Source organism: Paracoccus shanxieyensis, from assembly GCF_009711265.1.
GTDB classification, from domain to species: domain Bacteria; phylum Pseudomonadota; class Alphaproteobacteria; order Rhodobacterales; family Rhodobacteraceae; genus Paracoccus; species Paracoccus shanxieyensis.
In genome coordinates this window covers 23,292-37,943 of the sequence record NZ_WMII01000013.1, presented here as the reverse complement: position 1 = coordinate 37,943, position 14,652 = coordinate 23,292, and the positions used below count along the sequence as shown (strand labels likewise).

Below are 14,652 nucleotides of genomic sequence, written 5' to 3'. Positions count from 1 at the left end.
CATGACAATCGCACGCTGGCAGGACGCGAATGGTAGAGGGATCGAGCATTGCCAGCTTGATCGCGACGCCGCAGGGCTGCGCCTGTCGGGCAGCGTCGCCGGGATCCGCGACAGCGAGGATGGCGGCTTCTATATCGTCATCGCCGATGCACAGTCCCGCACCCGCGAAGTGCTGGCCTGCCTGACCAGCGGGCCGCGGCTGCATCTGCGGGCGGACGGCTTTGGCCGTTGGCACGATCTGTCGAATGGCGGTGCGCTGCCGCTGCTGGCGGGCTGCCTCGACGTGGATCTGGGCATGTCGCCGTCAACGAATACCCTGCCGATCCTGCGCCTTGGGCTGGCGGTCGGGCAATCCGCCGAGGTTCAGGCCGCCTATATCCCCCTGCCCGGCGAATTCCGCCGCTTTCGCGCCCGGCCCATGCGGCAGCACTATACCCGGCTTGAGGATGATCTTTACCGCTATGAAAGCGATGGGTTCAGCGCCGATCTGCGCGTCGATGCCGATGCGCTGGTCAGGGATTATCCGCAGCTGTACCGCAGGCTTTAGCCTTCCGAGCAATACCACATCGTGCCGCCCACCGCGGCCGAGCCGATGACCATCGAGCCCACGGCCACGGGCGATGCGGCAACCCCCACCGCAGCCGCGCCCGCCGCTTCCAGCGTGCCGACCACCGAGCCCGAGGTCGCGGCCAGCACCGCAGCGCCGGGCCGCTGGGTGATCGCATCAAAGCCTGACACCGCCATCGCATTGGCATTGCGGAAGGTGGCGGCGCGCGTGCTGTTCACCCGTTCGCAGAAGGTCTTGCGGCAAACGGCGTTGCCTTTGCGCGGCCCCTGCTGCGCGCCGATATAGGTGTCGTTCTGGCTGTCCCACAACAGGCAATAGCTGCCGTCATCGGTCATGGCATTGCGGCGCAGGATCTCGCGCAGGGTGACGTAGCCGGGGCAGGAAATCTTGCCCCAGCCCGAGAAGTTCTTTTCCACCCGACCGACATTGGCGCGGAATTCGTCATCGCGCACATAGCCGATCTCGGTGCGGGTGCCCGCGATCGAGCTTTCGCAGGTCCAGACCTTTTCGGCGCGCGACGGGGTGGCTTGCGCGTCCTGCTGCGGCTGGGTTGCGGGCGCGGGCTCATCGGGCATGGCAAGGTCCAGCAGGGGAGCGCTTTCGGCTGGGGTCGCGGCATCGGCGGTTTCAGCACCGGCGGTTGCGGCATCGGCGGGCGCGACCTGCGCCACATCCGGCGCGGCAGGCGCAGCGGCGCCTGCGGCCTCGGGCACGGCCTCGGACACGGGCTGGGTCGCGATGTCCTGCGCCATGGCAGGGCCGCTTAGCCCCGTGATGACAGCCACCAGAAACAGCCCCGACAATGCCCGCATGATCGCCCCCGATTTGACCAACCAGCGCAGTTAAAGCCGAAATGCCGCCATGGTTTCAATCCGGCGCGGCACAACCTCCGGCGTTTGTGATGCAGGCGGGGCACAACAACGAAAAAGGCCGCCCCCGAAGGGACGGCCCGAAATCCGGCGAACTGAAGGGATCAGTTCTTGGCGTAGAATTCGACGACCAGGTTCGGTTCCATCTGCACGGCATAAGGCACATCGCCCAAAGCCGGAGTGCGCACGAAGGTCGCGGTCATCTTGTTGTGGTCGACTTCCAGATAGTCGGGAACGTCACGCTCGGTCAGAGCCACGGCTTCCAGAACGATCGCCAGTTGACGCGAACGGTCGCGGATGGCGACGACATCGCCCTCTTTGACGCGGTAGGACGCGATGTTGACGCGCTGGCCGTTCACTTCCACATGGCCGTGGTTCACGAACTGACGTGCGGCAAAGATGGTGGCGACGAATTTCGCGCGATAGACGACGGCATCCAGACGGCGCTCCAGCAGGCCGACCAGGTTTTCACCGGTGTCACCCTTGACGCGCTCGGCTTCCGCATAGATGCGGCGGAATTGCTTTTCGGTCAGATCGCCGTAATAGCCTTTCAGCTTCTGCTTGGCGCGCAGCTGGGTGCCGAAGTCGGACAGCTTGCCCTTGCGGCGCTGACCGTGCTGGCCAGGGCCGTATTCGCGCTTGTTCAGCGGCGACTTGGCGCGGCCCCAGATGTTTTCGCCCATGCGGCGGTCGATCTTGTACTTGGCAGACGTGCGTTTGGTCACGGCTGATCTCCTTCATGTATATTGTCGAAGGGCGTTGTCCTTTGACACCGGATCTTGCAACCCGGCCGACAGGTTTCCCCTTGCGGGGTCCACCAACACCAATGAAGCGGCGCTTATAGCCGCGTTCGCGCCAGTGTCAAGCACCCCTTGAGCAGATGCGGCGATGCTCTTACATATGGGGCAACGTATAAGGAAGACGCGATGTTTTCGATCCCCGGCAAGGCCCCCGTGTCCATCACCCCTGCGGCTGAAAAGCATATCGCGCGGCTGATGGCGTCGAAATCCTCCAGCGGCCTGCGCATCGGGCTGAAGAAGGGCGGCTGCGCGGGCATGGAATACACCATGGAAATGGCCGATGCCGCCAGCCCCGGCGATGAGGTCGTGGAACAGGGCGACGCCCGCGTGCTGATCGCGCCGACGGCGCAGATGTATATCTTCGGCACCGAAATCGACTATGAAACCGGCCTGCTGGAATCGGGCTTCAAGTTCCGCAACCCGAATGTGACCGAGGCCTGCGGCTGCGGCGAATCCGTCAGCTTCGCCATTCCCGGCGCCAAGGCCTGAGCTTCTTTCCCCAGCGGACGTCTTTGCCGGCGGACTTCTTTTCCGGGCGTTAGCGCACACATCCCAAACCCCGCTTGATCCGCCGGGCTGCCGCCCCTATCCCCTTGTCAGACCGACATAAGGGAGAGGCTGATGGCCCCGCGCAAACTTGCCGCTGGCAACTGGAAAATGAATGGCACGCTGGCATCGCTGGCCGAGATCGACCAGATCCGCGCCACCCCCGCCGAATGTGACGTGCTGATCTGCCCGCCCGCCACGCTGATTCAGGCCGTCGCGGCCACAGGCATCGCGACCGGCGGTCAGGACTGCCATGCCAATGCCTCGGGCGCGCATACCGGCGACATCGCGGCGGCGCAGCTGCGCGACGTGGGCGCAAGCCACGTCATCCTTGGCCATTCCGAACGCCGCACCGATCATGCCGAAACCGATCCGCAGGTGGCCGCCAAGGCCATCGCCGCGCATCAGGCCGGGCTGGTCGCCGCGATCTGCGTCGGCGAAACCGAAACCCAGCGCGACAGCGGCGCCACGCTTGACGTGATCTCGGCCCAGCTTGCCGCTTCGGTCCCCGATTGCACCACCGCCGCCAATACCGTCATCGCCTATGAACCCGTCTGGGCCATCGGCACCGGCCGCACCCCCACCGATGCCCAGATCGCCGAGGTCCACGCCCTGATGCGCGACCGCCTGTCCGCGCGCTTCGCCGATGGTGCGGACATCACCCTGCTCTATGGCGGCTCGGTCAAGCCGGGCAATGCCGCCGAGATCTTTGCCATCCCGCATGTGAATGGCGCGCTGGTCGGCGGGGCCAGCCTGAAAGCCGCCGATTTCGGCCCGATCATCACCGCACTTTCTGCCGCCTGAGCGCAGAAATTTTCGCGAAAAAGGACACCATTCCATCCCAGACGCGCGGGATGGAATGGCGTTGCTGTTTTCGCAGGCATCTGCCCCTTGCAAAAGCCGGGCTTGCGCGCATAGGTCAGCCCTTGATCTCAGGAAGGACCGATGCAGGACGCGGCAATCTCATTTCACGGCGTGACGCGCCGCTATCCGCAAAAGGGCGGCAGCGATGTCGTGGCCTTGCAGGACATCAACCTGTCGGTGCCGCAAGGTGCGGTCACCGGCATCATCGGGCGGTCGGGCGCGGGCAAATCGACGCTGCTGCGCATGGTGAACGGGCTGGAACGCCCCAGCGCCGGCACGGTCACGGTGAACGGGCGCGATGTCGGCACGGCCTCGGGCGCGGATCTGCGCGGCATCCGGCGCGAGGTCGGGATGATCTTCCAGCATTTCAACCTGCTCGCCTCGCGCACGGTGGCCGAAAACATCGCCCTGCCGCTTGAAATCGCGGGCCAGACGAACACCGCCGCCCGCGTGGCCGAACTGATCGAGCGGGTCGGGCTGACCGCGCAGGCCAACCGCTATCCGGCGGAACTGTCGGGCGGGCAGAAACAGCGCGTCGGCATCGCCCGCGCGCTGGCGACCGGCCCCAAGGTGCTGCTTTCGGATGAGGCGACATCGGCGCTGGATCCTGACACCACGCGGCAGGTGCTGGACCTGCTGGCCCGGATCAACCGCGATCTGGGCCTGACGATCCTGCTCATCACCCATGAAATGGCCGTGGTGCGCGACATCTGCAGCCATGTCGCGGTGATCGAAAACGGCCAGATCGTCGAATCGGGCGAAACCTATGCCGTCTTCTCGCGCCCCAGCCATCCGACGACGCGATCCTTCCTGCAAGGCGTGACCGGCGTCACCGTGCCGCAATTCGTGACCGCCCGGCTGCGCCCGGATGCCGGGGCACAGGCGGTGGTGCAGATCACCTTCACCGGCAGCCACGCGACCGATCCGATGCTGGCACGCCTGACCGCCGAGCGCGGCATCAGCGTCAATATCCTCGCCGGTGCCATCGAGGAGATCGGCGACCAGCCCTTCGGCAGCCTGATCGTCGGGCTGCCCGCCGACCGGCTGAGGGAATCGCAGCGTTTCCTTGAAGAACACGGATTGCTGACCGAGGTGCTTGGCTATGTGGACTAACCTCGCGCCGATCCTGTGGGAATCGACCCTGCAAACGCTTTACATGGTGGCGATGTCGGCGCTGATCGGCACGCTGATCGGCGGTCCGCTGGGCGTGTTTCTGGCCACCTCGCGCCGCGGCGAATTGCTGTCCGCGCCGGTGCTGAACACGGTGCTGGGGCTTGTGGTCAATGCTGCGCGCTCGACGCCCTTCATCATCCTTGTCGTCGCCATCATCCCGCTGACGCGCCTGCTGGCCGGCACCTCGATCGGCACGACCGCCGCGATCGTGCCCCTGACGATCGCCGCCGCGCCTTTCATCGCCCGGCTGATCGAAACCGCCATCCGCGAAGTCGATGCCGGGTTGATCGAGGCCGCCCGCGCCATGGGCGCCACCCCCGGCCAGATCGTCAGGAAAGTGCTGATCCCCGAGGCGATGCCCGGCATCATCCTTGGCCTGACGCTCGCCGTGGTCAGCCTGATCGGCTATTCCGCCATGGTCGGCGCGGTCGGCGGCGAAGGTCTGGGCGACCTTGGCATCCGCTACGGCTATCAGCGCTTCATGCCCGAGGTGATGCTGGCCGTCGTGGTCATCCTGATCGTGCTGGTGCAACTGGTCCAGTCGCTGGGCGAATGGATCGCATCGCGCTTTGACAAACGCGCCCCCCGCAACCGGGGCCGGTAACTGAAAGGAAATTTCATGCGTAAAATCGCCCTTCTCGCATCGGCCATGGCGCTGGTCGCCGGTATGGCCTCGGCCGAGGAAATCAAGGTCGGCGTCTCGGTCGGCGAACATGCCGAAATCATGGAACAGGTCGCCAAGGTCGCCGAAACCAAGGGCCTGACCATCGACATCGTGGAATTCACCGATTACGTCGTGCCCAATCAGGCGCTGAACGATGGCGACCTGAATGCCAACAGCTTCCAGCACCAGCCCTATCTGGACAACCAGATCAAGGATCGCGGCTTCGATCTGGTCAGCATCGGCAAGACCATCACCACGCCGATGGGCGTCTATGCGCAAAAGCTGAAATCGCTGGACGACCTGCCCGAGGGCGGTCGCGTGGCGATCCCGAACGACCCGACCAATGGCGGTCGCGCGCTGCTTTTGCTGCAAGCCAAGGGCCTCATCACCGTGAACCCCGATGCGGGCCTGTCGCCCACGCCGCTGGACGTGACGGAAAACGCCAAGAACCTGCGCTTCCTTGAACTCGATGCCGCCCAGCTGCCCCGCGCGCTGGCCGATACCGATGTCGCGGTCATCAACACCAATTACGCGCTGGAAGCTGGCCTGAACCCGGAAAAAGACGCCATCGCCATCGAAAATGCCGATGGCCCCTATGCCAATATCATCGTGGTGCGCACCGCCGACAAGGACGCGCCCTGGGCCAAGACCCTCGTGGAATCCTACAACTCCCCCGAGGTCAAGAAATACATCCAGGACAAATATACCGGCGCTGTCATCCCGGCCTGGTAAGCTTCTTCGTTCTGCAAATACTCAATCGCGACCGCGCGATACGCAAACGCCCCGCAGATCTCGCGGGGCGTTTCGTCATTCACCCAGCCTCACTCGGCCCGCATGGATCCGGTGCGCCGCAGCCGGTCATGCCAGCTCAGCGCCTCCTCCAGCAGATGCGGCGTGTGGCCGCCGCGCAGCACGGCGCGGTCGTGATAATCCGCAATCGCATCGCGCCATTCCGGGGCCACGCAATTGGCGATGATGACGCGCGCCCGTTCGCGCGGCGCCAGCCCGCGCAGATCGGCCAGCCCCTGCTCGGTCACCAGAATATCCACGTCATGCTCGGTATGATCGACATGGCTGACCATCGGCACGACCGACGACACCCGCCCGCCCTTGGCCAGCGATTTGGTGACAAAGACCGACAGATAGGCGTTGCGCGCGAAATCCCCCGAGCCGCCGATGCCGTTCATCATCTGCGTGCCCATGACATGCGTGGAATTCACATTGCCATAGATGTCGAATTCCAGCGCCGTGTTGATGGCGATCAGCCCCAGCCGGCGCACCACCTCGGGATGGTTCGAGATCTCTTGCGGGCGCAGCACCAGCTTTGACTTGAAGTCCTGAAACCGCCCCATCACATCGGCATATTTCGGCGCCGAGAGCGTGATCGACGACCCCGAGGCAAAGACCATCTTGCCCGCATCCATCAGATCAAAGGTCGAATCCTGCAAGACCTCGGAATACATCGTCAGGTCGTGAAACGGGCTGTCGATGAAGCCATGCATCACCGCATTGGCGATGGATCCGATCCCGGCTTGCAAGGGATGCAGCGTCGCGGGCAGACGCCCGCGCGACACTTCGTTTTTCAGAAACTCCGTCAGATGGCCCGCGATCATCCGCGTCTCGGCATCCGGCAGCGTCACGGTCGAGGAACTGTCCAGCTTTTCCGAAATCACGATGGCCGCGATCTTTTCCGGCGGGATCGGGATAAAGGGAAACCCGACCCGGCTTTCCGGCGTCACCACCGGGATCGGAATGCGTGTCGGCCAATAGGTCGGGATATAGATGTCATGCAGCCCCTGCAGATGCTCGGACTGGTTCAGGTTGATCTCGACGATGACCTTCTCGGCCAGAATGGCAAAGCTCGCGCTGTTGCCGACCGAGGTGGTGGGCACGATGCCACCGGTTTCGGTGATCGCAACCGCCTCGATAATGGCCAGATCGACGGCGGGCAGTTGCCGGGTGCGCAATTGCTCGACCGTCTCGGACAGGTGCTGGTCGATATACATGACCTTGCCCGCATTGATCGCGGCGCGCAGACCGGGATCGGACATGAAGGGGATGCGGCGCGACAGCACGCCCGCTTCGGCCAGCGTCTTGTCCAGATCATTGCCCAATGATGCCCCGGTCATCAGCGTGACCTTCAGCGGATCGTGCTTTGCCCGCTGGGCCAGCGCCATGGGCACGGCCTTGGCCTCACCGGCGCGGGTAAAGCCCGACATGCCAAGCACCATGCCGTCGCGGATCAGACCGGCTGCCTGATCGGCGCTGACGACACGTTCGCGCAGCGCCGCATGCCGGATGCGGTGCAGATAATCCCTGTCCATCGGTGTCCTCCCTGATGCGGTTCCCCGAGGATTATGGAGAATTCACGCGACAGACAAATCAAGGCGGCCATGCGATTTTCGCAAGGCCGCCCAAGGGGATCCGTGTGGGATCCGTGTGCTATCAGGGTCGGGCTCAGCGTTTGCGGCCCAGCGACCACGCCCCGTCACCCAAAAGCGACAGCGCGCCCATGACCACGGCCCACAGCACAGGATATTCCCAGCCGCCGCCCGGATTGCTGAAGGTAAAGCCATTGCCCGCATGGGCGAACAGCGCCGCACCCAGCAGCACCGGCACCATGACCAGCGACACCCAGCGCGTGGCGATGCCCGCGATCAGGGCCAGACCGCCCAGGATCTCGATCAGCATGGTCAGATAGCCAAGCGCCCCCGGCAGACCCAGCGATTGAAAATAGCCCGCCGTGCCCGAAGGCGTGAACACGAACAGCTTGGTCAGGCCATGCACCAGAAACACCGCCCCGGTCGAGACGCGCAGGACAAAGGCCGCAATATCGGCATTCTTGTCAGTCATTTTTCATCTTCCTTGATGAATTTCGATAGGGTGAAACTAGGCCTTTGCCACTGTCGCGGAAATGGGTATTGTCGCGGAAACATTGTCGCCAAAACGGGGATAGATGGACAGGCTGGATGGAATACGCGCCTTTGTCGCGGTGGTGGACAGCGGCTCGTTCACGCGGGCCGGACAGCGGCTTGGGATCTCGAACAAGCTGGTCAGCAAATATGTCGCGGCGCTGGAAGGCCAGCAGGGCATCACGCTGCTGAACCGCACCACCCGGGCGCTGTCGCTGACCACGGCGGGCGAGCGTTATCTGATCGCCGCGCGCCGGGTTCTGAATGCGGTCGATGAACTGGACGCACAGGCCAGGGCCGATGACGGCATGCTGTCGGGGCGGCTGCGCATCACGGCTCCGGTCAGTTTCGGCGAAATGTTCGTGCAGGTGCTGACCGCGGATTTTCTGCGCGACCATCCCGGCGCGCAGGTCGATCTGCGGCTGACCGACCGCTATGTCGATCTGGCCGCCGAAGGCTTCGATCTGGCGCTGCGCATCGGGGTCCTGGGCGATTCCAGCCTGATCGCCCGCCGCATCGGCCGGACCGAGACATGGGCCGTGGCAAGCCCCGACTATCTGGCCGCCCACCCGGCCCCGCGCCATCCAGACGATCTGCGCGAACACCGCAACATCCGCGACAGCAACGCGCCGGTCGCCCATCGCGCCACCTTCGTGATCGAGGGCCGCGCCATCAGCGTGCCCCTGCCCGGCCAGATCACGGTGAACAGCGCGCAATCCACCCGCCGTCTTGCCCTGCACGGCGAAGGCATCGCCATCATCCCCCGCTTCATCATCGCCGAGGATGTCGCGCAAGGCCGCCTGATCCGCCTGCTGGAGGGCTTTCCCGGCCCGCAACTGGATATTCAGGCGCTGTCATTGCCGCAGCCCTTCGTGCCGCCGCGCCTGACCGCCTATCTGGACCACCTGCGCCGCAATCTTACGCCGGCGCTTGGGAAAGAACCGCCCCGGGATTCATGATGCCCAAGGGGTCCAGCACCGCCTTGATCGCCCGCATGGCCGCCAGCCGCACGGGATCGCCCCATTCCTCAAGCTCGGCCACCTTCAGGCGGCCCACGCCATGTTCGGCCGAAAAGCTGCCGCCCCGGTCCATGACCATCTGATGCACCATGCGCGACAGCGCCTTGCGCTGGCCGTCATAGTCGCCGCGTGCGCGCCCGGCCACGGGGAACAGGTTGTAATGCAGATTGCCGTCGCCCAGATGGCCAAAGCAGTTGATGCGCACATCATGCGGCGCCAGCGCGGCCCCGGCCGCGTCGATGAAACCGGCGATCTCGGACAAAGGCAGGCTGATATCATGGCTGGCAATCGCGCCGATCAGGCGGTTCGCCTGCGGCAGATGCTCGCGCAGGTTCCAGAATTCCGCCGCCTGCTGGCCGGATTGCGCGATGACGCCATCCTGAACCAGTCCACGTTCCATGGCATCGACCAGCAGCGCCTCAAGCGCGGTCTGGGGCGGCAGGCCTTCGGGCAGGCCCACCTCCAGCAAGACCGACCACGGCGCGCCGGGCAAGGGCTGGCGGATCTGCGGCAAGGTCTGCGACAGAAAGGCCAGCCCCTGCCCCGAGATCAGCTCGAAACTGGTGACGCCCCCCGCCATCCGCCCCTCGGCCAAGGACAGCAGCGTCAGCGCGGCCTGCGGCGAGGGCACCTGCAACATCGCCACGCCCGTTGCAGCGGGCGGCACGACCAGACGCAGGCTGGCGGCGGTGATGATGCCCAGCGTGCCCTCGGCCCCGATCAGCAGATCGCGCAGGTCATAGCCGGTATTGTCCTTGCGCAGCCGCTTCAGGTCACGCAGCACGCGCCCGTCGGGCAGGACCGCCTCGATGCCCAGACACAGCGCGCGGGCGGTGCCGTGGCGCAAGGCCGTCACCCCCCCGGCATTCGTCGCAAGGCAGCCGCCGATCGCCGCCGTGCCCTGACTGGCCAGCGACAGCGGAAACAGCCGCCCCGCCCCATCCGCGGCATCGCGCACGGCTTGCAGGGTCATGCCGGCCTCGGCCACCAGCACGTTTTCCTCGGGCCACAGGCCGCGCAGCGCGGTCATCCGCTCCAGCGACAGGATCAGGGGCGCGGGGCCCTCGGGCATCACCTGCCCGGACACCAGCCCGGTGCCGCCGCCGCGCGCCACGATCCCCACCCGCGCCTGTGCACAGGCCCGCACGATGGCCGCCGCCTCCTCGGTGCTGCGCGGCGCGGCGACCAGCCCGGCCTGCCCGCGATAGCGGCCGCGCGGCTCTTCCAGATAAACGGGGGTGATCGGGCGCAGCACGCCGTCAGGCAGCAAGGCGGCCAGCGCATCATCGGCGGGGTTCAGCATCAGCGCACCTCGGTCTTGCCGCGCCGGTCGCCGCGCAGATTGGCGTAAAGCACATGATTGCGCCAGCGGCCGTTGATCTGCAGATAGCTTTGCGCGACGCCTTCATATTTGAAGCCCGCGCGTTCCAGCACCCCGCGCGAGGCGGCGTTTTCCGGCAGGCAGGCCGCTTCGATCCGCGACAGGTCCAGCGCGGTAAAGGCGTATTTCACCAGCCCGTCAATGGCCTCGCGCATATAGCCCTGCCGCGCGAAGGGCTGGCCGATCCAATAGCCGATGCTGGCCATCTGCGCCGGGCCGCGCCGGATATTGTCCAGCGTGATCGCGCCGACCAGCGTGCCGTCGCGCAGCAGCAGGAACAGGGGCAGCGCCGTGCCGTTGCGATGCGCCCGCTGCGCCCAGTAGACGCGGTTGGTAAAGCTTTTCTTCGACAGATGATCGGCCGCCCAGACCGGCTCCCACGGGGTCAGGAAATCGCGGCTTACCGCGCGCAGGCCCGCCCATGGCTCATGATCGCCATGCGCGGGCAAACGCAGTACCATCCGCTCGGTTTCCAATCGAGGCGGACGGCGGCGGCTGAACATCAGGCAGCAAGCCTTTCCGCCAGCCGGTCGCGCGTGGGGGCCGATTTGACCGGACCATACAGCGCCAGCGCGGGCCGGGCATTCTGGATCAGCCGTGCCGCGTGGTCGCGGACATCGCGGATGGTCACGGCGTCGATGCGCGCGGCCACCTCGGCAGGATCGGCCACGCGGCCCCAGATCGCCAGCGACCGGGCCATGCGTTCGGCCTGCCCCGTGGGGCTTTCCAACCCCATCAGCAGCCCGGCCTTCAACTGGGCGCGGGCGCGGGCAATCTCGGCCTCGGTCATGTCCTCGGCCGAGCGGCGGATCTCATCCACCGTCAGATTGGCCAGATCGGCCACCTGATCGCCCGAGGTTCCTGCATAGATCGTCACCATGCCGGTATCGTCATGGAAACCGGACTGGGCAAAGATCGAATAGCACAAGCCCTTTTCCTCGCGCAGTTTCTGGAACAGCCGCGAGGACATGCCGCCCCCCAAAGCCGAGGTCCAGATCTGCGCCGCATAGAAATCCGGGTCCAGATAGCCCGGCCCTTCAAAGGCCAGTGCGAAATGCGCCTGTTCCAGCTTTTTCACGCGCCGGGTTTCCGCGCCCTGCCAGCGGGCCGGTTCACGCGCCGTGCGGGGCCGCGCCACCAGATGCGAAAACGTCGCCTGCACCTGCGCCAGAATGGCATCGTGATCGACCGCGCCGGCGGCGGCCACGATCATGCGCTCGGGGCCGTAATGTTCGGCGGTGAAGCCCGCCAGATCCTCGCGCGAAAAGCTGCTGACGCGTTCCGCCGGGCCAAGGATGGTGCGGCCCATCGGCTGATCGGGATAGGCGGCCTCTTGCAGCCAGTCAAAGATCACGTCGTCGGGCGTGTCCAGCGACTGGCCGATTTCCTGCAAGATCACGCCGCGTTCAACCTCGATCTCGCGCGCGTCGAAGATCGGGTTCAGCACGATGTCCGAAATCACGTCCAGCGCCATGCCGACATCGCCCGACAGCACGCGGACGTAATAGCTGGTCACATCGCGCGAGGTATAGGCGTTGATATAGCCGCCGACATTTTCGATGGCTTCTGCGATCTGCAAGGGTGTGCGCGTGGGCGTGCCCTTGAAGGCCATATGTTCCAGAAAATGCGCAATGCCGTTCTGATCGGCGCGTTCGTCGCGGCAACCGGCATTGACCCAGATGCCGATGGCGGCCGAATGCAGGCCGGGCATGTCGCGGGTGACGACACGCAGACCATTGGACAGGGTGCTGATGCGGATATTGTTCAAGCTGTTCTCCGTTCAAGGATCAGCGATTTAATCTTTTCCGGGTCGTTTTCAACTCGGGTGATGCGCTCGGGCTTGTCAAACAGATCCGCCATATGCGCGGGCAGCGCCGGGCGGATGCCGATGGCGGCCTCGACCGCATCGGGGAATTTGGCCGGATGCGCGGTCGACAGGCTGATCATCGGCACGCCGGGGCGCTGATGTTCGCGGGCGATCTTGACCGCGACCGCGGTATGCGGGCAGATCACCTCGGCGGTTTCGGCATGGATGGTGGCGATGGTCTGGGCCGTCTCGGCCTCGGATACGCGGCCCGAGACGAAGGTTTCCCGCAGGGCTTCCAGCGCGCCCTGACTGATGCTGAAGCCGCCGGATTTCAGCTCATCCATCAGCTGCGTGACCGCCGCGCCGTCCTGACCGTAAGCCAGCCACAGCGCGCGTTCAAAGTTCGAGCTGACCTGAATGTCCATCGATGGGCTGATCGAGGGTTCGACCGTGCCCACGCGGTATTCGCCGGTCGACAGCGCGCGGTGCAGGATGTCGTTCTGGTTGGTGGCCACGACCAGCTTGCCCACCGGCAGCCCCATCGCCTTGGCGATCGAGCCTGCGAAGATGTCGCCGAAATTCCCCGTGGGCACGGTGAAATCCACCTGACGCAGCGGCCCACCCACCGACACGGCGGCGGTGAAATAGTAGACGATCTGCGCCAGCACCCGCGCCCAGTTGATCGAGTTGACCCCGGCCAGCCCCACGCCGTCGCGGAAGTCGTGATCGTTGAACAGGTCTTTCAGACGCGCCTGACAATCGTCGAAGGTGCCATCGACGGCCAGCGCATGCACATTGGCATCGGCGGGCGTCGACATCTGGCGGCGCTGCACTTCGCTGACGCGGCCATGCGGATACATGATGAACACATCGACATTGGACAGGCCCCGGAAGGCCTCGATCGCCGCCGATCCGGTATCGCCCGAGGTCGCGCCAAGGATCGCCACCCGCTGGCCGGACTTGGCCAGCGCCAGCTGGAACAGCTGACCGATCAGCTGCATCGCGAAATCCTTGAAGGCCAGCGTCGGGCCGTGGAACAGTTCCAGCAGGAAATGCCCCGGCGCAAGCTGGACCATCGGCGCGCGGGCCACATGGTCGAACCCGGCATAGGCGCGCGAGATGGCGCCCTTCAATTCGTCCTGCGTGAAGCTGTCGCCGACGAACGGCGTCACCACCCGCAGCGCGACCTCTTCATAGGACAGGCCCTCGAAGGCGGCGATGTCATCGGCCGAAAAGGTCGGGATGGTCTCGGGCAGATACAGGCCACCGTCGCGGGCAAGGCCCGTCATCATGGCTGCGGCGAAATCCAGAACCTCTGCCCGGCCTCGGGTCGAAACGTAGCGCATCCGCGATCCTCTAGAATTGACGCTGCCTGATACGCCAGATCAGCGCCACTGTCATCCCTGCCCAGACAGCCGCGATCATGAACCATTGCACGGCATAGCTGAGGTGATTGTTCGGGATGCCCTGAATGGCCACCGGGACCGGCGTGACACCCTGCGCGTCGCCCACCGCAGCCGCCACCACGACCAGCACCGGATCGGTGTCCAGCGCCGCAGCCATCGCGGGCACGTCGCGGGCGAACCAGATGTTCTGGTCAAGGTTCGGCGCAGGCGTCGCGCCGCTGGTTTCATCCGGCCAGTGCAGATTGCCCGTCACCTGCAACCGCGTGGCGGGGCGCGGGTCGCGCTTGTGGTCCTGATCGACGAAGCCGCGATCCAGCAGAATACGCCGCCCGTCATCGGTCACGAAGCTGGAGATCACCTGATAGCCGCCGCCCAGATCCTTCATGCCCGACAGCACGTCGATTTCCTGCCCGGTGGTCATCCCCGAGACCGTCACCGGCATGTATTTCATCGACGGGTCGGGGGTTTCAGGCAAGGGCACGGCGGGGCCTTCGATCCGGGACTGGATCTGCGCCAGCATCGCCTGTTTCCACTCCATGCGCTGCAATTGCCACAGGCCAAGCGCGATCAGGGCGGCGCAGCCCAGCACTCCCAGGATCAGCGGAAAAAGATAGCGGCGCATCTGCCCCTCATGCGGAACGGC

At 65.3% G+C, this 14,652-nt stretch carries 16 protein-coding genes; 7 read left to right on the top strand and 9 right to left on the bottom strand.

Annotated elements, in window-relative coordinates:
* Window position 1: 1 nt before the first annotated feature.
* Complete coding sequence (locus GL284_RS14000) at window positions 2-547, top strand: putative glycolipid-binding domain-containing protein (protein WP_155045258.1); 546 nt, start codon at window positions 2-4, stop codon at window positions 545-547.
* Here the strand turns inward: GL284_RS14000 and GL284_RS21550 are convergent.
* A complete protein-coding gene (locus GL284_RS21550) occupies window positions 544-1,380 on the bottom strand; it encodes a hypothetical protein (RefSeq protein WP_230383076.1) in 837 nt (278 codons plus the stop codon). The genes GL284_RS14000 and GL284_RS21550 overlap by 4 nt on opposite strands.
* A 161-nt stretch (window positions 1,381-1,541) precedes the next feature.
* Complete coding sequence (gene rpsD / locus GL284_RS13990; RefSeq protein WP_341870379.1) at window positions 1,542-2,162, bottom strand: 30S ribosomal protein S4; 621 nt, start codon at window positions 2,160-2,162, stop codon at window positions 1,542-1,544.
* Window positions 2,163-2,363: 201 nt separating this feature from the next.
* On the opposite strand from rpsD, the gene GL284_RS13985 reads away from it, so the two are divergent.
* From GL284_RS13985 to GL284_RS13965, 5 genes are all read left to right on the top strand, one after another.
* Window positions 2,364-2,726 (top strand): HesB/IscA family protein, encoded by a 363-nt coding sequence (locus tag GL284_RS13985; RefSeq protein ID WP_155045257.1) that lies wholly within the window; start codon window positions 2,364-2,366, stop codon window positions 2,724-2,726.
* 132 nt (window positions 2,727-2,858) lie between these two features.
* Complete coding sequence (gene tpiA, locus GL284_RS13980) at window positions 2,859-3,587, top strand: triose-phosphate isomerase (RefSeq protein WP_155045256.1); 729 nt, start codon at window positions 2,859-2,861, stop codon at window positions 3,585-3,587.
* Window positions 3,588-3,728: 141 nt separating this feature from the next.
* Window positions 3,729-4,760 carry a methionine ABC transporter ATP-binding protein gene (locus GL284_RS13975; protein WP_155045255.1) on the top strand — a complete coding sequence of 344 codons (1,032 nt, stop codon included), beginning with the start codon at window positions 3,729-3,731 and terminating at the stop codon, window positions 4,758-4,760.
* Window positions 4,750-5,424 (top strand): methionine ABC transporter permease, encoded by a 675-nt coding sequence (locus GL284_RS13970; protein ID WP_155045254.1) that lies wholly within the window; start codon window positions 4,750-4,752, stop codon window positions 5,422-5,424. Before GL284_RS13975 ends, GL284_RS13970 begins: the two co-directional genes overlap by 11 nt.
* Window positions 5,425-5,439: 15 nt before the next feature.
* A complete protein-coding gene (locus GL284_RS13965; protein ID WP_155045253.1) occupies window positions 5,440-6,216 on the top strand; it encodes a MetQ/NlpA family ABC transporter substrate-binding protein in 777 nt (258 codons plus the stop codon).
* 89 nt (window positions 6,217-6,305) lie between these two features.
* On the opposite strand, the gene GL284_RS13960 is transcribed toward GL284_RS13965, so the two are convergent.
* Together GL284_RS13960 and GL284_RS13955 are read right to left on the bottom strand one after the other, a co-directional pair.
* Window positions 6,306-7,808: an acetyl-CoA hydrolase/transferase family protein gene (locus GL284_RS13960; RefSeq protein ID WP_155045252.1), complete on the bottom strand. Its 1,503-nt coding sequence runs from the start codon at window positions 7,806-7,808 to the stop codon at window positions 6,306-6,308.
* Between the two features lie 133 nt (window positions 7,809-7,941).
* The gene (locus tag GL284_RS13955; protein ID WP_155045251.1) at window positions 7,942-8,337 is read right to left on the bottom strand and encodes a DoxX family protein; all 396 of its coding nucleotides are present in this window, start codon (window positions 8,335-8,337) and stop codon (window positions 7,942-7,944) included.
* A 103-nt stretch (window positions 8,338-8,440) separates the two neighbouring features.
* On the opposite strand from GL284_RS13955, the gene GL284_RS13950 reads away from it, so the two are divergent.
* Complete coding sequence (locus tag GL284_RS13950; protein ID WP_155045250.1) at window positions 8,441-9,355, top strand: LysR family transcriptional regulator; 915 nt, start codon at window positions 8,441-8,443, stop codon at window positions 9,353-9,355.
* Here GL284_RS13950 and GL284_RS13945 read toward each other — a convergent pair.
* Genes GL284_RS13945 through GL284_RS13925 form a run of 5 tightly spaced genes read right to left on the bottom strand, consistent with a single transcriptional unit; the run spans window position 9,315 to window position 14,631 of the window.
* Complete coding sequence (locus GL284_RS13945) at window positions 9,315-10,718, bottom strand: FAD-binding oxidoreductase (RefSeq protein WP_155045249.1); 1,404 nt, start codon at window positions 10,716-10,718, stop codon at window positions 9,315-9,317. The two genes, GL284_RS13950 and GL284_RS13945, sit on opposite strands and share 41 nt — an antisense overlap.
* The gene (locus GL284_RS13940; RefSeq protein ID WP_155045248.1) at window positions 10,718-11,299 is read right to left on the bottom strand and encodes a GNAT family N-acetyltransferase; all 582 of its coding nucleotides are present in this window, start codon (window positions 11,297-11,299) and stop codon (window positions 10,718-10,720) included. Before GL284_RS13940 ends, GL284_RS13945 begins: the two co-directional genes overlap by 1 nt.
* Window positions 11,299-12,564: a M16 family metallopeptidase gene (locus GL284_RS13935; protein WP_155045247.1), complete on the bottom strand. Its 1,266-nt coding sequence runs from the start codon at window positions 12,562-12,564 to the stop codon at window positions 11,299-11,301. The genes GL284_RS13940 and GL284_RS13935 overlap by 1 nt, the downstream gene beginning before the upstream one ends.
* A complete protein-coding gene (gene thrC, locus GL284_RS13930; protein WP_155045246.1) occupies window positions 12,561-13,949 on the bottom strand; it encodes a threonine synthase in 1,389 nt (462 codons plus the stop codon). The genes GL284_RS13935 and thrC overlap by 4 nt, the downstream gene beginning before the upstream one ends.
* A 10-nt stretch (window positions 13,950-13,959) precedes the next feature.
* Entirely contained in the window at window positions 13,960-14,631 is a 672-nt protein-coding gene (locus GL284_RS13925; protein ID WP_155045245.1) for an SURF1 family protein, read from the bottom strand.
* Window positions 14,632-14,652: the final 21 nt, after the last annotated feature.